The sequence below is a fragment of the Nocardia aurea genome (assembly GCF_003123685.1).
Classification (GTDB): domain Bacteria; phylum Actinomycetota; class Actinomycetes; order Mycobacteriales; family Mycobacteriaceae; genus Nocardia; species Nocardia aurea.
Genome location: NZ_QCYJ01000172.1, coordinates 236,989 through 256,865, shown reverse-complemented (window position 1 = coordinate 256,865; position 19,877 = coordinate 236,989). Strand labels below are relative to the sequence as shown.

General features: G+C 68.6%; 18 protein-coding genes. 10 read left to right on the top strand and 8 right to left on the bottom strand.

Going from position 1 to position 19,877, the window contains the following annotated elements; genetic code table 11:
* Nucleotides 1–121 precede the first annotated feature (121 nt).
* On the top strand, nt 122–1,282 hold the full coding sequence (locus tag DAT37_RS42360) for a helix-turn-helix domain-containing protein (RefSeq protein ID WP_109530585.1): 1,161 nt from the start codon (nt 122–124) through the stop codon (nt 1,280–1,282).
* A 152-nt stretch (nt 1,283–1,434) separates the two neighbouring features.
* On the opposite strand, the gene DAT37_RS42355 is transcribed toward DAT37_RS42360, so the two are convergent.
* The gene (locus tag DAT37_RS42355) at nt 1,435–1,971 is read right to left on the bottom strand and encodes a TetR/AcrR family transcriptional regulator (protein ID WP_109530584.1); all 537 of its coding nucleotides are present in this window, start codon (nt 1,969–1,971) and stop codon (nt 1,435–1,437) included.
* 152 nt (nt 1,972–2,123) lie between these two features.
* Here DAT37_RS42355 and DAT37_RS42350 point away from each other — a divergent pair, with 152 nt between their 5' ends.
* On the top strand, nt 2,124–2,915 hold the full coding sequence (locus DAT37_RS42350; protein ID WP_109530583.1) for an SDR family NAD(P)-dependent oxidoreductase: 792 nt from the start codon (nt 2,124–2,126) through the stop codon (nt 2,913–2,915).
* Here the strand turns inward: DAT37_RS42350 and ileS are convergent.
* Nucleotides 2,902–6,072, bottom strand: coding sequence for an isoleucine--tRNA ligase (gene ileS, locus DAT37_RS42345; RefSeq protein ID WP_109530582.1), 3,171 nt, complete (start codon nt 6,070–6,072; stop codon nt 2,902–2,904). The two genes, DAT37_RS42350 and ileS, sit on opposite strands and share 14 nt — an antisense overlap.
* A 350-nt stretch (nt 6,073–6,422) precedes the next feature.
* Nucleotides 6,423–6,686: a helix-turn-helix transcriptional regulator gene (locus DAT37_RS42340; RefSeq protein ID WP_109530581.1), complete on the bottom strand. Its 264-nt coding sequence runs from the start codon at nt 6,684–6,686 to the stop codon at nt 6,423–6,425.
* 74 nt (nt 6,687–6,760) lie between these two features.
* Here DAT37_RS42340 and map point away from each other — a divergent pair, with 74 nt between their 5' ends.
* Nucleotides 6,761–7,528, top strand: coding sequence for a type I methionyl aminopeptidase (gene map / locus DAT37_RS42335; protein WP_109530580.1), 768 nt, complete (start codon nt 6,761–6,763; stop codon nt 7,526–7,528).
* Here the strand turns inward: map and DAT37_RS42330 are convergent.
* Nucleotides 7,525–8,244: a VOC family protein gene (locus tag DAT37_RS42330; protein WP_109530579.1), complete on the bottom strand. Its 720-nt coding sequence runs from the start codon at nt 8,242–8,244 to the stop codon at nt 7,525–7,527. The two genes, map and DAT37_RS42330, sit on opposite strands and share 4 nt — an antisense overlap.
* 121 nt (nt 8,245–8,365) lie before the next feature.
* On the opposite strand from DAT37_RS42330, the gene DAT37_RS42325 reads away from it, so the two are divergent.
* The 3 genes from DAT37_RS42325 (at nt 8,366) to DAT37_RS42315 (ending at nt 10,029) form a co-directional block, all read left to right on the top strand.
* Nucleotides 8,366–8,938, top strand: coding sequence for a PadR family transcriptional regulator (locus tag DAT37_RS42325; protein ID WP_109530651.1), 573 nt, complete (start codon nt 8,366–8,368; stop codon nt 8,936–8,938).
* 9 nt (nt 8,939–8,947) lie between these two features.
* A complete protein-coding gene (locus DAT37_RS42320; protein WP_109530578.1) occupies nt 8,948–9,343 on the top strand; it encodes a PPOX class F420-dependent oxidoreductase in 396 nt (131 codons plus the stop codon).
* Between the two features lie 152 nt (nt 9,344–9,495).
* Nucleotides 9,496–10,029 carry a DUF4333 domain-containing protein gene (locus DAT37_RS42315; protein ID WP_109530577.1) on the top strand — a complete coding sequence of 178 codons (534 nt, stop codon included), beginning with the start codon at nt 9,496–9,498 and terminating at the stop codon, nt 10,027–10,029.
* 20 nt (nt 10,030–10,049) lie between these two features.
* Here the strand turns inward: DAT37_RS42315 and DAT37_RS42310 are convergent, their stop codons facing one another.
* Entirely contained in the window at nt 10,050–11,366 is a 1,317-nt protein-coding gene (locus DAT37_RS42310; protein ID WP_198654722.1) for a metallopeptidase TldD-related protein, read from the bottom strand.
* 65 nt (nt 11,367–11,431) lie between these two features.
* On the bottom strand, nt 11,432–12,979 hold the full coding sequence (locus DAT37_RS42305; protein WP_232840330.1) for a TldD/PmbA family protein: 1,548 nt from the start codon (nt 12,977–12,979) through the stop codon (nt 11,432–11,434).
* Nucleotides 12,980–13,130: 151 nt separating this feature from the next.
* Between DAT37_RS42305 and DAT37_RS42300 the strand changes: the two genes are divergently transcribed.
* Nucleotides 13,131–13,787, top strand: coding sequence for a TetR/AcrR family transcriptional regulator (locus tag DAT37_RS42300; protein WP_232840329.1), 657 nt, complete (start codon nt 13,131–13,133; stop codon nt 13,785–13,787).
* 10 nt (nt 13,788–13,797) lie between these two features.
* Here DAT37_RS42300 and DAT37_RS42295 read toward each other — a convergent pair whose 3' ends face one another.
* Nucleotides 13,798–14,565 (bottom strand): sulfite exporter TauE/SafE family protein, encoded by a 768-nt coding sequence (locus tag DAT37_RS42295; RefSeq protein WP_109530648.1) that lies wholly within the window; start codon nt 14,563–14,565, stop codon nt 13,798–13,800.
* A gap of 111 nt (nt 14,566–14,676) precedes the next feature.
* Here DAT37_RS42295 and DAT37_RS42290 point away from each other — a divergent pair, with 111 nt between their 5' ends.
* Nucleotides 14,677–15,852, top strand: coding sequence for a sensor histidine kinase (locus DAT37_RS42290; protein ID WP_109530575.1), 1,176 nt, complete (start codon nt 14,677–14,679; stop codon nt 15,850–15,852).
* 15 nt (nt 15,853–15,867) lie between these two features.
* Here DAT37_RS42290 and DAT37_RS42285 read toward each other — a convergent pair whose 3' ends face one another.
* A complete protein-coding gene (locus DAT37_RS42285) occupies nt 15,868–18,339 on the bottom strand; it encodes a DUF4132 domain-containing protein (RefSeq protein WP_109530574.1) in 2,472 nt (823 codons plus the stop codon).
* Between the two features lie 250 nt (nt 18,340–18,589).
* Here DAT37_RS42285 and DAT37_RS42280 point away from each other — a divergent pair, with 250 nt between their 5' ends.
* Together DAT37_RS42280 and DAT37_RS42275 are read left to right on the top strand one after the other, a co-directional pair.
* Complete coding sequence (locus DAT37_RS42280) at nt 18,590–19,249, top strand: response regulator (protein ID WP_109530573.1); 660 nt, start codon at nt 18,590–18,592, stop codon at nt 19,247–19,249.
* Nucleotides 19,250–19,343: 94 nt separating this feature from the next.
* A complete protein-coding gene (locus tag DAT37_RS42275) occupies nt 19,344–19,826 on the top strand; it encodes an FxsA family protein (protein ID WP_109530572.1) in 483 nt (160 codons plus the stop codon).
* The last annotated feature ends 51 nt before the right edge of the window (nt 19,827–19,877 follow it).

Below are 19,877 nucleotides of genomic sequence, written 5' to 3'. Positions count from 1 at the left end.
CCGCGCCGATCGCCACACCATCCCGCGACGCCGGGGAATCGCGGCCCGTCGGATCTGGTGGTCCGCGGTACCCAGACTTCTGGGATGGTGGGAATCCGCCGGCGGGCGCACACTGATCGTCATGGCTCGAGGACTCACCGCGGCACGTGTGCGACAGGATATGGATATCGTCGCGCGCGCCGGACTCGACCTCGACACCTTCCTCGAGGAAGCGGTCGCCTCGGTATCGCGCGCGGTGCCGTGGGTGAGCGCGTGTATCGCCACCCAGGATCCCGTCACCCATATGCTGACCTCCGCGCGCAAATACGGTGACCTGCGCGATCGCAACAGTCACGACCACGAATTCGGGCTGGTCGAATACGGCACCGTCGAACCGACCGCGTTCACCGAACTCGCGCGCGCCGAGGTGCCCGCCGCGGGCGTGCACCTCATGACCAGCGGTGACGTCGAGCGTTCCGGGCGGATGAGCACCTTCATGAAACCGCGTTTCGGATTCGCCGACGAGGCCCGTCTGGCCTTCCGCGACGGCCACGAGACCTGGGGTGCGATGGCGCTGTTCCGCGGTACGGGCGACGCGCCGTTCGACGCCGCCGAAATCGATTTCCTCGCCTCCCTCGCGGCGCCTTTCGCGCACGGGGTCCGCACCGGCATGCTGGCCCGGCTGGTCGAGGCCGCGCCGCCCGCCTCGATCACCGGTCCCGCCGTGCTGATCGTCGGCACCGACGATCAGATCGTGCAGATGAGTCTCGGCGCCGAGCAGCGCCTCGCCGAACTCGACTGGGGGGTGGGCGGTGGTGATCCGCTCGGTCCCGTCGGCGCCCTGGTCGGCGCGGCCAGGCGATTCGGACGCGGAGAGACGGCCGTCCCGCCGCGCTGCCGGATGCGCACCACCGGCGGTATGTGGCTGGTGCTGCACGCGGGCCCGCTCACCGCACGCGGCGGCAGGCAGGGCGACGTGGTGATCACCATCGAGGAAGCCCGTCCGCCGGAGATCGTCGCGATCGTCGTCGCCGCCTACGGACTCTCACCGCGCGAACGCGACGTCGTCCAACTGGTGCTCCAGGGCATCGACACCAAGGAGATCGCGGCGACACTGCACCTGTCCACCTACACCGTCCAGGACCATCTGAAATCGGTCTTCGACAAGGCGAACGTCCGCTCCCGACGCGAACTGATCTCCCGCGTCTACTTCGACCAGTACGTTCCGCGCATGGGCGCCGAACTCACCCCGACGGGCTGGTTCGTCGCCCGCGAGCCGGAATCCGGCCGGGTCGGAGCCTGACCCCGCGCCGCACCGGAGTCGACCGGCGGGTAGCGAGTCGAGCCCCGGCGCCGACAGGTGCGGTACCCCGTATCGGTCGGTGCGGTCGTCGTCGGGTACGGCTGCCTCCCGAAGGTGGATCTCGGCCGGCGCGAGGGTGCGAATCGTTCGTCTCAGCAGAGACTCTTCTGCAACGTCTCGCAGATGGCGCGTTTCTCGGACTCGTCGTGGGGGTGCGTCAGCAGGCCTTCGATGGTGAAGACGCACAGGCGCACGGCCGCGTCCAGTTCGGTCGGCGTCAGGCCGGGGCGGTGGATCTCGGCGCGCAGCATCGCCTCGCCCGTGGTGTGGAAACGGTGGTGCCAGGCGTCGATGGATTCGGACACGGTGGTGCGGGCGTGGACGGTGCTGACCAGTGTGCTCACGTTCGACAGTCGGTCGATCAGCCACAGCAGGCGGCCCGCGAGTCCGGTGGGGGCGTTCGGCAAATCCAGGAGTGCTTCCTCGACCAGGGTGTCGAGCACCGCGATCAGGACATCGTCCTTGTCGGCGAAGTACCAGTAGACGGTGTTGGCCGCGACCCCGGCCTCGGCGGCGAGGCGGCTCATGCTCGTGGCGTCGTAGCCCGCGTCGACGTAGAGGCGTCGCGCGGCGGTGACGATCTCGTCGCGCTTCTCCTGTCGGTCCCTGGGGCGTTTGTTGGCCGGCATGGGTTCCTGTCGCTCGTCGGCAAGGCCACGATCCTATCTTGAACGGTAATCAAGGATCGGCTACGCTCGCCGAAGTTCTTGATTGCCATTCAAGAAACCCGGCCGTGTACCCGCGCGATCGTCGGGTTTCGCCCGTCGAGCCGAGGAATCGAATGCCCACCAGAACCGCCCTCGTCACCGGGGCCTCCGCCGGAATCGGCGCGAGTTTCGCCCGTCACCTCGCGAGTCAGGGCTACGACCTGCTGCTCGTCGCCCGTCGCGCGGAACGGCTGGAAGCCCTCGCCGCGCAACTGCGCGCCGAATACGACGTGCGCTGCGCGGTTTTCGCGGCCGACCTGAGCGACCCCGCCGCGCCCGCCGCCATCACCGACCACGCCGCGGCCGAGGGCATCGACATCGACATCCTCGTCAACAACGCCGGACTGTCGGGGAAGACCGCTTTCGCCGAGACGCCGTGGGACACGCTCGCCGCCGAGATCCAGCTGATGGTGACCGCGGTGACCGAGCTGTCACACCGGGTCGTTCCCGGCATGAAGCAGCGCGGGTGGGGCCGGATCGTCAATCTCTCGTCGCTGGCCGCGTTCTCCCCACCCGGCGCGAGCCTGCTCTACACGGGCGTCAAGAGCTACGTTCTCAACATCTCGCAGTCCCTGGACATGGAGCTGAAACCACACGGCATCCACGTCACCGCCCTGTGTCCCGGCTTCACCCACAGCGAGTTCCACGATGTGATGGGTACCCGCGACGAGGCGAACAACCTGCCCGGCCTGCTGTGGCAGCAGCCCGACGACGTGGTGCGCGAAGGCTGGCAGGCCGTGATGAACGGCAAACCGGTCTGCGTGCCCGGCACCGTCAACAAGGTCGTGGCCGCGGCGATGCGCCCGATTCCGACCCGCGTCGGCTACTACCTCGGTGGCAGACTGAATCCCTTCAAGGACGCGTGAATTCGCTGGGCGTCTGCACGACACGAACGCTGATCTCGGCCGCGTCGCCGACGGTTCCGGTGAAACCGTCGGTCACCGCGTTCACCAGTGTCGTCGAGGTGGCGAGAGTTTCGGCGGCGATGAAGGTCTCGTGCGATTTCACCGTCGCCAGGATGTCGTCGGATCCGGCGACGGTGAGCTCGATCCGGTCCGTGATCGCCAATCCCGCGTCACGGCGGGCATTCTGGATCACCCGAACGACATCGCGGGCGACACCCTCGGCCGCGAGTTCGGCGGTGATCTCGATATCGAGGGCGATGGTCGCGCCGCGCTGGGTTACGACCACCCAGCCGGTGCGCGGCAGTTCCGAGACGATGACCTCGTCCGGCCCGAGAGTGACGGTGGCGCCGTCGAATTCGATCGTCGCCGCCCCGGACTCGCGTAATTGATCGACCACACGCGCGGCGTCGGCGGCGTGCAGCACATCGGCGACGGCCTGCGTCTTCTTACCGAAACGCTTTCCGAGCGCCCGGAAGTTCGCCTTGACGCCGATATCGATGACGGCCGCCGCCGATCGCAGCGTCTCCAGTCGTTTGACGTTCAATTCGTCGGCCACCTCGTCGAGCAGATCCTGCGCCAGCGTGACACCGGGCGGCAATCCGACGAACGCCCGCGCCAGCGGCTGACGCACCCGGACCTTGCTCGCCTTGCGGGCGGCACGACCGGCCTCGGCCAACGCCTGTGCCGTCGCGACCTCCTCGGACAGCGCGCGATCGATCAGTGTCGGGTCGGGCACCGGCCACTCCGACAGATGTACCGATTCGGCACCGGCCCCGCCCCGGCGCAGCACGTCCTGCCACACCTGTTCGGTGAGGAACGGGATGAACGGCGCGAGCAGGCGGGTGAGCACATCGAGGCATTCGAACAGGGTCGACAGCGCGTCCTGGTCGCCGTCCCAGAATCGATGGCGCGACCGTCGCACGTACCAATTCGACAGCGCGTCCACGAATTCCGCGAGCAGTCTGCCCGCACCGGTCGTGTCGTAGTTCTCCAGACGCGTGTCCACCGCGTCGGTCAGCGTGTGCGATTCGCCGATGATCCAGCGGTCGAGCACGGGTCGCCGCGCGGGCGGATGCGCCGCGGACGGATTCCATTCGGCGTTGCTCGCGTACAGCGCGAAGAACGACGCGGTGTTCCAGTAGGTCATCAGCAGGCGTCGCGAGATCTCGTCCAGCGGACCGGGACCCACCCGGCGGGCCGACCACGGCGACCCCGAACACGCCATGAACCAGCGCAGCGCGTCGGCGCCGTGGGTGTCCATGAGCGGGATCGGCGCGAGGACATTGCCGAGATGTTTGCTCATCTTGCGGCCGTCCTCGGCGAGGATATGACCGAGGCAGACCACGTTCTCGTAGGACGAACGATCGAAGACCAGGGTGCCGACCGCCATCAAGGTGTAGAACCAGCCGCGGGTCTGGTCGATGGCCTCGCAGATGTACTGCGCCGGGTAGTCGCGTTCGAAGGCCTCGACGCTGCCCTCCACGTGCGGATAGCCCAGCGCGGCGAACGGCATCGAACCCGAGTCGTACCAGGCGTCGACGACTTCCGGCACCCGTGTCGCGGTGGTGGCGCAGTCGGGGCAGTCGAAGGTGACGGCGTCGATATAGGGCCGGTGCGGATCGATATCGGCCACGGCGTCGTCGCCGGCGAGCCTGCCGAGTTCGGCGCGTGAACCGACGGTGGTGACGTGGTTGTTCTCGCAGCGCCACAACGGAAGTGGTGTGCCCCAGTACCGGCTGCGCGATACCGCCCAATCGATATTGTTGTCGAGCCAATTGCCGAAACGGCCGTGTTTGATGGTCTCGGGGAACCAGTTCGTCCGCTCGTTCTCCCGGTGCAGTCGCTCGCGGACCGCCGTGGTGCGGATGTACCAGGACGGCTGCGCGTAGTACATCAGCCGCGTGTGGCATCGCCAGCAGTGTGGGTAGCTGTGCTCGAAATCGGTGCGGCGGAACAGCAGTCCGCGTCGGTCGAGTTCCTCGATCAACACCGGGTCGGCGTCGTGGAAGAACATGCCGCCGATCAGCGGGAGGTCGGGGGTGAAACGGCCGTCGGATTCGATCGGATTGACCAGGGGCAGTCCGTTGGCCTGGCAGACCGCGAGGTCGTCGGCGCCGAACGCCGGAGCCTGATGGACCAGGCCGGTGCCGTCGGCGGTGGTGACGTAGTCGGCCGTGACGATCCGGTGCGCGTCCGGGATGTCGACCAGGTCGAAGGCCCGTCGATATCGCAAGCCGGCGAGGTCGGCGCCGAGCACGGTCGCCGCGCGTTCGGATTCCGCGCCGAGCACCGTCTCGACCAGCGGTTCGGCGACCAGGAATGTCCCGGCCTCGGTGCGCGCGACGACATAGGTCACCGTGGGATTGACCGCGACCGCGGTATTGGCGGGCAGGGTCCAGGGTGTGGTGGTCCAGATCAGCAGATCGACGTCGTCGATCCCCGCGACCGGTTCGGCCATGGGCAGCCGGACGTACACCGACGCGTCGATGACCGTCTCGTAGCCCTGGGCGAGTTCGTGATCCGACAGCGTCGTGCCGCAGCGCGGGCAATAGGGCGCCACCCGGAAATCCTCGGTCAGCAGACCGCGGTCGAAGATTCGCGCGAGCGACCACCACACGCTGTCGATGTATTCCGGCGACATAGTCGTGTACGGATGGTCGAGGTCGATCCAGTACCCCATGCGCTCGGTGAGCCGCTCGAACTCCCCGACGTGGCGCATGACGGATTCGCGGCAGCGGGCGTTGAATTCGGCCACCCCGAATTCCTCGATCGCGGGTTTGCCCTCCAGTCCGAGTTCCTTCTCCACCGCGAGCTCGACCGGCAGGCCGTGGCAGTCCCAACCCGCCTGCCGCGCAACCGAATACCCCTTCATGGTCTTGAAGCGGGGGAAGACGTCCTTGAACACGCGAGCCTCGACGTGATGGACACCCGGCGAGCCGTTGGCGGTGGGCGGCCCTTCGTAGAACCCCCACCTCGGCCCCGTCGCGGTGCGCTCGAGACTGCGGGCGAAGATGTCGCGCTCGCGCCACCATTCGATAATCGCCGACTCGGTCGCGGGGAGGTCGATGCGCGCCGCGAGGGCGACGAAGGGTGACGTGGGTCGATCGTCATGGACCATATTCCGACTGCTCCCGTTTGTTCCGTGCTCGCACAGGTAGGTGAACTCGCCCGTGCGGGGACGAAACACCCGATCGACGAGGATCGGGAGCCCGCGGTACCACCCCGCTTGCACACGAAACTCCGCGTGCCGCTCATTGGTCGCTGTGACGTGCGACGGACGTCCGGTTCTACTGGGAGACTCCACGGAGTCCCTGTTCTTCCGAAGGCTTCCCGGTGATAGCCGGATCAACGCCGTTGCTTCGAAGTTAGCAGGTCGGCGCGCGGTACCGAAAACACGGCGAGGTGTCCGCGCGGATCGGTGGGGCGATCACCGCGCGTCGAATCGGTTCGCGACCGGACGCCGCTGCCTCAGGCGGATTCGGCGAGGCCGGCTGAACGCCAGGTGTCGGCGAGTTCCTGGAGGGGGAGGTCGAGGGCCTGGCTCAGGGCGACGACGGTGCCGAAGGCGGGGGAGGGGAGTCGGCCGGTTTCGATCTTGCGCAGGGTTTCGGGGGAGATTCCCGCCTCGGCGGCGACCTCGGAGAGTTCGCGGTCGGCGCGGGCCGCGCGCAACCGTCCGCCGAGGCGGCGTCCTGCCTCGATCTGGGCGGGGGTGAGCGGGAGTCGGACCATGCGACCAGGGTACGAGTGGTATTAAAATACCGCAAGCCGCTACGCTGGTATTAAAATACCGAGTGGAGGTTGTGATGGTGGAGTTGAAGTCGCCCGCGGAAATCGATCGCATGGGGGTGACCGGGCGGTTCGTCGCGGGGGTGCTGGCCGAGGTGCGGGCGCTCGCGCGGGTCGGGGTGAACCTGCTCGAGCTGGAAGCGCATGTGCGCGAACGTATCCGGGAGGCCGGTGCGCAATCCTGTTACTGGGACTACGCGCCCTCGTTCGGGCGCGGACCGTTCCGCAACACGGTCTGCCTCTCGGTGAACGACGCCGTGCTGCACGGACTTCCGTTCGACTACCGGTTGCGCGACGGTGATGTGCTCAGTATCGATCTCGCCGTCGGCATCGACGGGTGGGTGGCCGATTCCGCGACCACGGTCATCGTCGGCACCGCCGATTCGGAAGATCTGCGACTGGTCCGCGCGACCGAGGAGGCGCTGGCCGCCGCCATCGAGGCCGCCCAGCCCGGTAATCGGATCGGTGACATCTCCGCCGCCATCGCCGGGGTCGCCCGCTCCCACGGCTACCCGGTGAACACCGAATTCGGCGGCCACGGTCTCGGGCGGACCATGCACGAGGATCCGCACATCCCCAACGCGGGCAGGCCGGGCCGCGGCTACACGCTGCGGCCCGGCCTGACCATCGCCATCGAACCCTGGTTCGCGCGCACCACCGACCGGATCTACACCGACCCCGACGGCTGGACCATCCGGTCCGCCGACGGTTCCCGCACCGCCCATTCCGAACATACGGTCGCGATCACCGCCGACGGTCCGCGAGTGCTCACCGTCGCGGGTTAGCCGTCACCGTCGAGCCAGTGCTCCAGATCGGTGCCCGCGCGCAGTTCTTCGGTGACGGCGGCGCGGTCCTCGGCGGACAATTCCAGCGCGCGGATATCGGCGCGAAATTTCTCGGCGCGCCGCGGTTCGTCCATGGCCACCGCCAATTCGGCGAGCATCGCCATGGCGCGGGCGCGTTCGAGCGGGGTCGCGACCGTGGCGAACCGGCCAAGGCCGACCTCGAGCACCCGCGTTGCGGCTTTGTCGTCGTTCTTGAAATCGCGCAGGATGCGGGCATTGTCGAGCACGCGCGCGAGATCCTCCAGTTCGGTCGAACCCCCGTATTCGACATCCTCGGGTTCGTCGCGCTGGATGAATACGAGGGTGTTGCCGTCGGGGTCGACGAGGCTGAATCGACTCTGGCCGGGACGGAATCGGGTGATGCGCGGACGCCCTTTGACGGGAATCTTCCCGAAGTGGGCCCGCAGGGCGGTGCTGAATTCGCGGTGCACATCGGCCACGTTGTCGACCATCACCAGGCAGCCGACATGTTCGATGATCGATTCCGCTGTCTCCGGCGCCCCGGTGAAGTGGATCGGGCAGTCGTTGCGTTCGAAGGCGAGATAGACGTAGGGGCGGGTCTGCTCGTGGGTCACGGTGTAGCCGAGTGTTCGGTAGAAATCCAGGGTCGCGGCCGGTGCTGCGGTCCAGAGCACGGGAACCGGGGTGTCGCCCATCGGGATGTTCCTCCACGTTATCGAAGCTAGTCAAATTTGACTACTCCAGCCTAAGGCGCGTTTCGGGGAAGTCAAGCTCGAGTAGCATGTGCGGTCGACGGCGAAGGAAAGGATGGTCGACATGTCCTCGGTGCGACTGCTCGTGCTCGGGGTGATCCGCAGGCAGGGGCGCGCCCACGGGTACGCCGTGCGCGCCGAACTGCTGTCGTGGCGCGCGGACACGTGGACCAATGTGAAGCCGGGCTCGATCTATCACGCCCTGAAACAGCTCGGCGCGGAAGGAAAGTTGAGCGCCTCCGATACCGAGAGCAGCGAGAAGGGGCCGGGACGAACCCTGTTCACGCTCACCGAGGCCGGGGAAACGGAATTCCGCGCGCTGATGGACGCGGCGTTGGTGAGCATCGATATGGAGGAGTTGGGCGCGGCCATCGCCTTCATGGACGCACTGCCCCGCGCGCACGTCATCGAGAAATTGCGCGAGCAGCGCCGCAACAGCGACACGGTGCGCGCGGAACTGCTCGCGATGATTCCCGATTTCCCCGGCCGCTACGAAGCGCCGCACGCCACCGATCTTCTCGAATTGTGGAGCGGTGTCTTCGGCAATCTCTCGACCTGGACCGGTGGCATTCTCGCCAGGCTGGAGGCGGGCGAATACGACATGCAGGACCGAGCGGACCCCGTTCCCGATGATTAGGCTGCGGTCATGACCAATACCCTGGGGGCCCTCGGCGCCGCGGACTACGTTCTCCTGACGACGTTCCGGAAGGACGGCACCCCCGTCGGGACGCCCCTGTGGGCGGTGGCCGACGGCGACAAACTGTTCATCTGGACCGTCACCGACAGTTGGAAGGTGAAACGGCTGCGCAAGAATCCCGCGGTCACCGTGCAGCCCTGCGACGTACGCGGCAAGCCACGCGGCGAGGTGGTCGAAGGCACCGGCCGGATCCTGGACGCCGAGGGCACCGCGCGGGTGCGCAAACTGCTGATGCGCAAGTACTTCATCCTCGGTCCGCTGACCATCATCGGAAGCAATCTGCGTCGCGGGAAATCCGGGACCATCGGGATCGAGATCACGACGACGCCCCCACCTGCGCCGTAACCATACGGTGATACGCAATCCGCAAGTCCGGTAGGGCGATTCGGGGGAGTGCGGGGCGAAGGACCCACCGACTCGGTTATCCTTGCGCGCGCACCGGGGTAGTTCACTGGCAGACCTCATTTTTCGGCCCTGCCCCGGGGGGAGGGAACGTGATGACGGTACCGACGCGACAGCCGAATACCTCTCGCCCTTACCCGATCGCCGATCACTCGGCGTCGGGGCAGGCACCCCGGTCCACCGCGAACGGCTGGGTGCCGGTGATCATCGCCGGCGTCGTCGCCGCTTTCGTCATCGCGATCGCGGGGGTGATCAGCGGTCTGATCGTGGTCGGCATCCGGGAGTCATCGATGCCCGACACCGCGCCGAAACCGGCGGCGTCGTCGCCCCAGGCCAGTGTGCCGGTGATACCGCCCGCCGCGGCGGTGCCCTCGACGATCGCGGCGCGCACCAGCGTCGCGAGCGCGCCGGAGAATCTGGATCCGCTGGTCGTCCAGCGCGGCGTGGTACAGGTGCTGGGCGAGTCCTACGGCCAGGAAGACGTCCGCGAGGTGAAATGCCCCGCCGGTCAGCCGGTGGAGGTGGGCACGGTGTTCGACTGCACGGCCAAGGTGGACGGGATCAAGAAGAGCGTGACGATCACCGTCACCGATCTCGACGGCACCTACGAGGTCAGCCGCCCGCACTAGCAGCGGGGCACGCCGTCGGCTCAGGTCGCCTGACTCACCGACGACATGTGGAAGTCGGGAATGCGCAACGGCGGCATGGCGGTTCGGGTGAACCAGTCCTTCCACTCGCGCGGCAGCGTCGTCTCGGTCGCGCCCGCCTCGGTCGCGCGCCGCAGCAGATCCAGCGGGCTCTCGTTGAAGCGGAAGTTGTTGACCGCGCCGACCACCTCGCCGTTCTCGATCAGGTAGACCCCGTCACGGGTGAGCCCGGTGAGCAACAGGGTCGCCGGATCGACGACGCGGATGTACCAGAGCGTGGTCAGCAGCAGACCGCGTTCGGTGCGCGCGATCATCTCGTCCAGGGTGGCCTCGGAGCCGCCGGTCAGCAGCAGGTTGTCGCCGGGGACGGTCGCGGGAGCGTCGTATTCGGCGGCGGTGGCGCGCGGATAGATCAGCGATTCGATCACGCCGTCGCGCAGCCAGTCGACCCGTCGCGCGGACAACCCGTTGTCGAAGACCGACATCGCCTCCGACGACGCGCGGGTCGCGACGAACGGCTGGTACTCGAGTCCGCTCGCCTCCGGATCGGAGTACAGCGTCAGCGGAATCTCGCTGAGTCGCTCGCCGACCCGGGTGCCGCCCGCGCGCGCGAACGCCGAATGTCCTTCGTGCGCGCCTCGGCCCTCCATCGACCAGGACATATAGATCATCATGTCCGCGACGGTGGACGGCGGCATCAGCGTCTCGTAGCGCCCGGCGGGCAGATCGATCCTGGTGCCCGCCCAATCCAGCCTGCGTGACAGGTCGGCGAGCATCCCGGCGATATCGACATCGGTGAAGTCGGTGGTCCCGACCCCGACCCAGGCGCTGGCCAGATCCGCGCCCTCGCCGCGCTTCCCGTTGATCTCCACCGACCCCGTCGGCTGGGTGAAACGGCGACGGACCCCGGTCGACGTGCCGAGCCAGGTGGTGACGACCCGGTGTTCGGCGTACCCGTAGAGACGGTCCGTACCGTCGAATCCGACCGCGAGATCGCGCGCGAGTTCGGTGAACACCTCGATGCCGGTGCGTGCGGGCGGCGCGGACCAGTCCTCGGCGTCGGCTCGCGGTTCCAGCAGCGGCATGGCGTCTTTCGCGGGTTCGGCGCTACCGGCCGCCGCCTCGCTGGCCCGCACCACCGCCTCGATCTCGTCCGGATCGACGCTGGTGGAGCTGATACTGCCGACGCGTGCGGTCTGCGGTCCCTCGCGGAAGACGGAGACGACCGCCCAGTCCCGCGCGGTCGTCGAACCGTTGGTCGTCATCGAATTACCGGCCCAGCGCAACGTCGCCTCGGACGCGTCGGAGACGATGACCATCACCTCGTCGGCCTTCGAGAGCGCCAGTACCCGCTCGACCACCTCGCCCGCGTGCGGCAACTCCGTCACTGCCCTGCCTCCGTCCGCGTGTTGAGAATATTGATGCCGCGCACCAGGATCGACGGGCAGCCGTGGCTGACCGGGGCCGCCTGACCGGGCTGAGCCTTTCCGCAGTTGAACGCACCGCCGAGCTGCCAGGTGGACGGACCGCCGACCGCTTCCATCGACCCCCAGAAATCGGTGGTCGTCGCCTGATAGGCGACATCGCGCAACTGCCCGCCGAGTTTGCCGTCACGGATACGGAAGAAGCGCTGTCCGGTGAACTGGAAGTTGTAGCGCTGCATATCGATCGACCACGACCGGTCGCCGACGATGTAGATGCCGTCCTCGACCCGCGAGATCAGTTCCTCGGTGCTGGTGTCCGCCTCGGGGTCGGGTTGCAACGAGACATTGGCCATGCGCTGGATCGGCACGTGATGCGGGGAATCGGCGTAGGAGCAGCCGTTGGAACGTTCGAGGCCCAGACGCGGGGCGAAGACCCGGTCGAGTTGGTAGCCGACCAGGGTTCCGTCACGGACCAGATCCCAGCGCTGTCCGGCCACGCCCTCGTCGTCGTAACCGACGCTGGCCAGTCCGTGTCGTTCGGTACGGTCACCGGTGACGTGCATGATCGGCGTGCCGTACCGCAGGGTCCCGAGTTTGTCCGGGGTGGCGAAGGAGGTGCCCGCGTACGCGGATTCGTAGCCGATCGCGCGGTCGTACTCGGTGGCGTGCCCGATGGATTCGTGGATGGTGAGCCACAGATTGGTCGGGTCGATCACCAGGTCGGTCGGCCCCGGCGCCACACCGGGTGCTTTCACCTTCTCGGCGAGCCAGGCCGGGATCTGGGCGAGTTCGTCGTCCCAATCCCAGACCCCGTCGGCTCCGGTGACGTACTCCCAGCCCCGGCCCGCGGGCGCCGCGAGTGTCCGCATACTCTCGAAAACGCCCGCCGACGAATCGACGGTGACCGCTTCCAGGGCGGGATGCAGGCGAATCCGCTGCTGGGTGATCGAGGAGCCCGCGGTGTCGGCGTAGTAGGTCTGCTCCTTGACCTGGAGTACCAACGCGGTCACGTGGTCGACGCCGTCGGCGCCGGACAGACGTTCCGAATAGTCCTGGAGCAGTGCGACCTTCTCCGTCGTCGGCACCGAGAACGGATCGATGTCGTAGGCCGAGGACCAGCGCGCGTCACGGTAGACCGGTTCGTCGGCGAGTTCGACGCGTTCCCTGTTGAGCGCGCGCAACGTCGTGGCGACCGTGACCGCGCGCCGCGCCACCTCGGCGGCGGTCTGCGGGGTCAGTGCCGGATGCGACGCGAAACCCCAGGTGCCGTCGACGATCACGCGGACGGCGAATCCGAGATCGGTCGCGTTCGTGATCGCCTCGACATCACCGTCGCGCAGCCGAATCGATTGGGTCACCAGTCGGTGCACACGCAGGTCGGCGTATTCGGCGCCCGCGGATCTCGCCGCGCCGAGCGCGGCGTCGGTCAGCGCGGCCAGTGGTAGCGCGAGGAATTCGGCGTCGATGGCCGCAGTTCCCGACGAATCCTCGGAATTCGCGATGCTCACCCCGGCTACGCTACCGGGTCCACCCGTGACCGGGTGTCCCGGCGCACAACCCGGTCCAACCGGACGAATTGCCCAGCGCCGCACGACCAACGGCGCGCTCGAAACCCCCTGGTTACCGCAAGGACGGCAGTCGATGTCGTACTGTGCCCGCGTGCCGCCATCTGCCCTGCGCGACCGTAAACGGGAACGTACCCGCCGTGCTCTGCTCGAGGCCGCTGTCGAGCTGTTCGAGAACAGAGGCTACGAGGAGACGACCGTGGCCGATATCGCCGCCACGGCCGATGTCGGCACCCGCACGTTCTTCAATTACTTTGCCAGCAAGGAAGAACTGCTGTTCCCCGAACCGGACGAGCGGGTACGCGCCGCCGTCGCCGCGATCGGCGGGCGCAGGCCGGGCGAACGTCCGGTCGAGGTGCTGCTGCGCGCGCTACGTGCGGCGGGGGACAACCCCGGTGACCATCTGATCGACGACCTCAACGCCAGGATCGCCGCGGTGCGCGCGCGGGTCTCGCGCACCGTGCCCGCGGTGAGCGGTCGGGCCGCACACGCCCAACTGCTCGCCCAGCGCGAGATCGGCAGGCAGTTGCACGCCGCGTTCCCCGAGGAATTCGACGAAGTCGGGGCCGCGGCACTGGTGGGCGCGGTGGTCGGGGCGGTCTCCGGAGCGCTGACGGTCCTTTTCCAGCAACCGCATTCGAGCCAGGAGGACGGCGAGCGACTGCATCGCCGGATCCACGAGACCACCTCGCGGGTCCTGCAACCGTGGCTGTCCGCGCCGCACCCGACCCGCGTCGAAACCGTCGGCTGAGGTCGTCCGATCAGGCGAATTGCTGCCAGCCCAGTCTGATCACCATCCCGATCACCACGACCAGCAGCACCACGCGGACGAATTCGGCGCCCTTGCGCAGGGCCATCCGCGAACCGGCCACGGCCCCCGCGACATTGCCCACCGCCATGGCCGCGCCGAGCGCGAAGAGGATATGTCCGGTGGCGCCGAAGTAGATCAGCGCGCCCACATTGGATCCGCAGTTGATCACCTTCGCCATCGCGGCCGCCCGGACGAATTCGGTGCCGAGCACGGTCGCGAAGGTGATGATCAGGAAGGTGCCGGTGCCGGGACCGATCAGTCCGTCGTAGAAACCGATCAGTCCGGCGGCCAGTCCGACGACGAGGATCACCTTGCGCCGCGTCGGCGGGTGCGTCGCCATGGTGATGCCGATCGACGGGCGCAGCGTGACGAAGATCGCGACCCCGACCAGCACGACCATCACGATCGGGATGAACAGTTCGCGGTCGATCAGTGACACCGCCGCCGCCCCGACCCCGGCTGCCACCGCGGCGATCACGGCGGCGGGCACCAGGATCCGCCACCGCACGGGCACCTTGCGGGCGAAGGTGATCGCGGAGGCCGACGTGCCGGCGACCGCCGCCATCTTGTTGGTGCCGAGTGCCGTCTGCGGCGCGATACCGGGCGCCACCAGGAACAGCGTCGGCAGCACGATCAACCCGCCGCCGCCGACCACCGCGTCGACCCAGCCCGCGGCGGTCGCGGCGACGAGCAGGGCCGTCCAGTCCGCGAAATCCACCCCGTCAGCCAACCAGACGTCCCATGATTCGACGCGGGTGGCGTCCGCCGGGGTATCGGCACGCCGCGCGATCGGGGTCCGCCGCCGCGTCACCGCCCTAGGCTGAGGTTCGTGCGTCGGTTCAGTCTGTGGCTTCGCGGCAAGCCGCTCGTTGCGGATTCCATCCTCGCGTTCGGACTGCTGCTGCTGGATCTGACCGGACTCGGTGAAAGCCGGGAGAAGGTCGTCTACCTGGTGATCGGCGGATTGCTGCCGATTCCGGTGGCGTTCCGTCGCGCCTATCCACGGGCCATGTCGGCACTCATGCTGCTGCTCGCGCTGAGCACCTCGGCGGTGAACTATCTGCTCGACGATCACGCCAGTCATCCGGCGCTGCTCGCGCTCGGCATCATGCTCTACACCCTCGTCGCGTACGTGGGCAGGCGCGAGGGGTTGCTGCTGCTGGTCGGCCTCGCGGTCGAGAGCACCGTCTCGGTACTGCTGCTGGATCAGCCGGTGCCGTCCACGGTCGCGTTCATCTCGCTGTTCTACGCGCTGTGCTGGACGCTGGCCGAATTCAACGGCGCGCGCCACGCCTACGATTCGGAGGTCGCGGCCCGGCTCGCCGTCGCCGACTACGACCGGGAACGGCGCACGCACGAAGCGGTGGCCATGGAACGCACCAGGATCGCCAGGGAACTGCACGATGTGGTCGCGCACGCGGTGAGCGTCATGATCGTGCAATCCGACGGCGCCCGCTACGCGCTGCGCCGCGATCCCGACGTCGCCGAACAGGCGATGGCCACCGTCGCGGCCACCGGGCGCGAGGCATTGCGTGAATTGCGCCGCACCGTCGCGCTGTTGCGCACCGATCACGCGCCCGACAGCCTGCCCCAACACGGCACCGCGGGACTGGCCGAACTGGTGGAGATGATGCGCGGCACCGGACTGGCCGTCGACACCGAACTCACGGGCGGACTCGACGGGATCGCTCCGGAAGTCAGCCTCGGCGTGCACCGCATCGTCCAGGAATCGCTGACCAACACCCTGCGGCACGCCGGACCGCATCCCAAGGCCTGGGTCCGCGTGCGACGCCGCGACGCCGACGTCCTCGTCGAGGTCACCGACAGCGGCGGGGTACCGGTGCACGGTCCGCCCGGGAGTCCGATCGAGGGCAGCGGCATGGGCCTGGTCGGTATGCGCGAGCGGATCGCCGTCCTCGGCGGGACGCTGGAGACCGGCCGGATGCCGGACGGTGCCTGGCTGGTGCGCGCCACCATCCCGCTCGAACCCGGCCCGTCCGACTGAGACCGGTCCGGGCGGTCAGACGACGAGAATCTCCAGGTCGCGCAGGATCTCACTGGCGGTGATCGGGTCCAGGACCTCGAATCTGGTGTCGCCGCACCGGTGCCACCAGTGACGGGGCGGCCCGGCCGCGAGTTCGACCGAGGCGATTCCCTGCTCCGGGATCGACAGGGGATCACCGGCATCGATACCGTCGTCGAGCACGATGAGCACCTGGAGGTCCGCGCCGACCGGGCGGAACAGGTAATCCTGGACTCCGCCGTCGGCCGGTGCGCTGCGTCGCCAGCCGGAATCCTCCAGTCGCAGCAGCGCGCTGGTCGCCACCATCCGATCCGCGAAACGCGCCAGCGAGGTGGCCGCCGCTTCCTCGGTCGAGAGCCGGTGCACGGTCCGGTCGAGTTGCGGGAACGGCTGCCGGATCCGGTCGTCGGCGAATCTGGCCGCCCAGTACGGAAGCTGTTCGCCCAGATGCAGCGGATGCGCGATGGCGACCTTCTCGGCCCGCAGTCGCAACGGCCGGTCGGCGTGGTCGCGCAGCGTGCCGTCGGCCGCGAGACGGAAGGAGTTCGTCGGGCGCGCGTCGTCGTCGAGGACCACCCAGACCAGTTGCCGCGCGAGATGACGTAACAGCGGGTGCTCGAGGAACGCCGTACGATGTTCGGCGGCATGCCAGGTGCGTCCGCGTACCATCGCGGCCTCGAGTCGCCGCGCCTGCTGGGCGGCGACCGCTTCGACCGCCCTTTCGAGGTCGGTGAAACGTTCGGCCGTCGGCCGGGCGAGGGTCTCGCGCAACAGTGAGCCGACACCGGGTTCGGGCTGCGCGACGAATCCGACGAGCGAGATGCGGGTACCGTCAGCGAGCACCAGGGTTCCGTCGGATTCCAGGCCGCAGGTGGGGACCTGGCGGTCGGCCAGTTGATCGGCGCTCAGGCCGATCCGATCGGCGACCGTGGACACCCCGCGTCTGGCCTCCGCGTGCAATTCGTCGGGCGGCAGGATCAGCGTGAGGCGGATCAGCTGGGTGAGCGCGGCCTCGGTGCCGATCGCCGTCAATACCCGGATGGCGGTGACGGCCCTGCTGTGCCCGGCCGGTCCGTCCCAGGTGACGAGCAGTTCCGCGAGGGTGCGCGCGGTGGTGTCGTCACCGGTTCGCGCCAGTCCCGTCAGCACCCAGTCGTCGGAGGGCGGATAGCCCGCGGCGCGCCACCGCTCGAACAGCGCGATACCGAACGCGGCGCGATCGGCGGGATCGAGTTCGGCGATCAGCGCGTCCACGTAATCGTGTTCGGGTCCGGCGAGCAGGGTGCACAGCCGCATCGCGTCCGCGGGCGCCAGCGCGGGCAGCGTGGTGAGATCCAGCCACGGCCGGAAGTCGAGCGGTCCGTCGACCGGCGCGCCGAGCTGCTCGCCCAACAGCGCCGCGCACGCGACGCCGCTGTCGTCGCCGCGGCGGGCCGCGATCGCGAGCAGTCGGCGCGCCCGTTCGGGAAACGCCGTGACCGCGCCGCGCAGCGCGGTGTGCGCGCGACGGTCGGGCAGCAGGTCGATCAGCAGGTCGAAGGCCTCGTCGGTGGGGAAGTCGGCCAGGATCTGGACCGCCCGGTGGTACATGTCGTCGTTGGCCTGCGTGACGCAGGCGGCGATCGACGCGGCGGCGGCGGGCCCGAGATGGGCGGCCACGCTGTAGAGCACGTGCGGGTCCCGGGCGAGCACGGTGTGACCGGCGACCGCGGCGACGCGTTCGGCCTGCGCGGGGGTGGCGGCCGCGCTGAACAGGGCGGCCACCGTCCAGTGCCGATCGCCGCCGTCTCCCAGTTCCGCGACGGCCTCGTCGACCCACTCGGCTTCGCTCGGCGCCAGATAGGCCAGCAATCGACGCGCGTAAGCGTCACCGCGCACGGCGGTGAGCGCCGCGATGGCGCGCGAATACGATTCCTCGGGCGCGACGGCGAGGAAGGCGCGCAGCCGCCGTGCCATCGGCCGGGTCGCGGTGGCGGCCGCGTCCGTGTTCATCCGGACGGCCGTACCGGTCAGACGCGCGCCGACGCCGTCGTCCGCGCTCGCGTCTCCCGCGCTGTCGGGGCGGACCAGCCGGACCCGGCTCACGTGGACGAGCGCCTCGGCCGCGAATTCGAGGCCGTACCACTCCACCAGCAGGTCGGCGACGTCACCGCGATCGGGTGGCGGCAGCATCCGCAGCAGCAGCGCGCTGATCACACCGGAACCGACCGGTTCGCCGACGCCCGATTCCAGTACCGCGAGTCCGCGGGCCGCGATGACGGGATCCGAAGCGGGGTGGGCGAGCACGGCGCGCAGTGCGTCCACCGAGTCGTAGAGCAGTTCGCGAACCCGTTGCGCGGCCGCCGAATCCACCGTGACCCGACACTGTCCGCGTCCGCGCCACGGCTCGGTGCGACGCCACCAGCGCGCGGGGACGATCCATGTCCGCTCGTCGGAGCGCAGCCGTGCGAGTGATTTCCTGTCGGACACCTCGTCCCCCCGGGTTTATGTCTGGTCGAACCGAAAAGGATATCGCGCAATACCGACAGGAACGAACTCGAACGGCTCGCGCGCGCATCGCCGCCGGAATTCTTTCAGCAACCGCCCGGATTTCGAAATCGGCGCGCACGCAACCGAACCGGATCGCCGTGATGGCGTGAATGGTACAGATCCCGCCGGGTCGGGGCGTCCCTCGCGACGCCGCGGGCACGCGCGCGGGCACAGGTCCTAGATTGGAGATGTGCCGATCACCGTTCTCGTCGTCGACGACCAGGAACTCATGCGCATGGGCCTGAAGATGGTGCTGGGCGCGCAGCCGGATCTCGAAGTGATCGGCGAGGCCGAGAACGGCGCGGCCGCGGTCGCGCGCGCCAAGGAGTTGCGGCCGGATGTGGTGCTGATGGATGTGCGTATGCCGGTGGTCGACGGTGTCACCGCTACCGGACGCATCATCGAGGCGGGCGACGGCTGCAAGGTACTGGTGATGACCACCTTCGACCTCGACGAGCACGCGCTCGGTGCGTTGCGGGCCGGCGCGAGCGGATTCCTGCTCAAGGACACCCCGCCGGAGGACTTGATCTCGGCCATCCGCAGTGTCGCCGCCGGTGACGCGGTCGTCTCGCCGAAGGTCACCAAACGGCTGCTCGACCGGCTCATCGCCGACGATTCCGGCGGTATGCGCGATCCCGGCGTGCTCGCGGTGCTGACCGCGCGCGAACGCGAGGTGCTCGAACATATCGCGGCGGGGCGATCCAACGCCGAGATCGCCCGGCAGCTGTACCTGTCGGAGGCGACCGTCAAAACCCACGTGGGGCGGGTCCTGACGAAACTGGGTCTGCGTGATCGGGTGCAGGCCGTGGTCCTCGCCTACGAAACCGGTCTGGTCCGCCCCGGCGGCTGACGCGCCGGGGATCTCAGCGAGCTATCAGGCGCGACCGGGAGAAAAACCGGGCACTCCGACGTTGCAATGGGTAGATCCTTCGAAAGGAACGCCGATGCCCGCCCTGATCTTCGCGCTGTACGTCGTCACCGAGATCGCCGCGCTCTTCGCCGTCGGTCATTTCCTCGGCGTCGTACCCGCGATTCTGTTGCTGATCGCCGTATCGGCCGCGGGCATGTTGCTCCTCGGTTCGCAGGGCCGCCGGGTCATCGAACAGTTCCGCCGCGTCGGTCGCGGCGACCTCGACCCCGGTACCGCCGTCGCGGACGGCGCGCTCGTCGCGGTGGGCGGCGTGCTCATGTTCGTGCCCGGCCTGGTGACCGGATCGATCGGCCTGCTGTTCCTGCTCCCGCCCACCCGCTTCCTCGTGCGTCCCGTCGTCACCGCGGTCGCCGCCAGGCGGATCGGGAAATTCGCCGCGGCCCGGCCGTATCGCGGTGTGGTCATCGACGGCGACGACGTCATCGACGGCACCGTCGTGCAGCAGTGGTACGACGACGGACAGGGCAACGCCCGCCGCGCGGTCGGCCCCGCCTGATCCCGGCGTCCACGCGCACTCCGGCGAGCGGCCCCCTCTAGCGGATGCGGC

What these genes read in the sequence shown, in the direction of transcription:
- DAT37_RS42360 (WP_109530585.1), top strand. Translation starts at nt 122, where the DNA reads ATGGCTCGAGGACTCACCGCGGCACGTGTGCGACAGGATATGGATATC.
- DAT37_RS42355 (WP_109530584.1), bottom strand. Translation starts at nt 1,971, where the DNA reads ATGCCGGCCAACAAACGCCCCAGGGACCGACAGGAGAAGCGCGACGAG.
- DAT37_RS42350 (WP_109530583.1), top strand. Translation starts at nt 2,124, where the DNA reads ATGCCCACCAGAACCGCCCTCGTCACCGGGGCCTCCGCCGGAATCGGC.
- ileS (WP_109530582.1), bottom strand. Translation starts at nt 6,072, where the DNA reads ATGGTCCATGACGATCGACCCACGTCACCCTTCGTCGCCCTCGCGGCG.
- DAT37_RS42340 (WP_109530581.1), bottom strand. Translation starts at nt 6,686, where the DNA reads ATGGTCCGACTCCCGCTCACCCCCGCCCAGATCGAGGCAGGACGCCGC.
- map (WP_109530580.1), top strand. Translation starts at nt 6,761, where the DNA reads ATGGTGGAGTTGAAGTCGCCCGCGGAAATCGATCGCATGGGGGTGACC.
- DAT37_RS42330 (WP_109530579.1), bottom strand. Translation starts at nt 8,244, where the DNA reads ATGGGCGACACCCCGGTTCCCGTGCTCTGGACCGCAGCACCGGCCGCG.
- DAT37_RS42325 (WP_109530651.1), top strand. Translation starts at nt 8,366, where the DNA reads ATGTCCTCGGTGCGACTGCTCGTGCTCGGGGTGATCCGCAGGCAGGGG.
- DAT37_RS42320 (WP_109530578.1), top strand. Translation starts at nt 8,948, where the DNA reads ATGACCAATACCCTGGGGGCCCTCGGCGCCGCGGACTACGTTCTCCTG.
- DAT37_RS42315 (WP_109530577.1), top strand. Translation starts at nt 9,496, where the DNA reads ATGACGGTACCGACGCGACAGCCGAATACCTCTCGCCCTTACCCGATC.
- DAT37_RS42310 (WP_198654722.1), bottom strand. Translation starts at nt 11,366, where the DNA reads ATGGTCATCGTCTCCGACGCGTCCGAGGCGACGTTGCGCTGGGCCGGT.
- DAT37_RS42275 (WP_109530572.1), top strand. Translation starts at nt 19,344, where the DNA reads ATGCCCGCCCTGATCTTCGCGCTGTACGTCGTCACCGAGATCGCCGCG.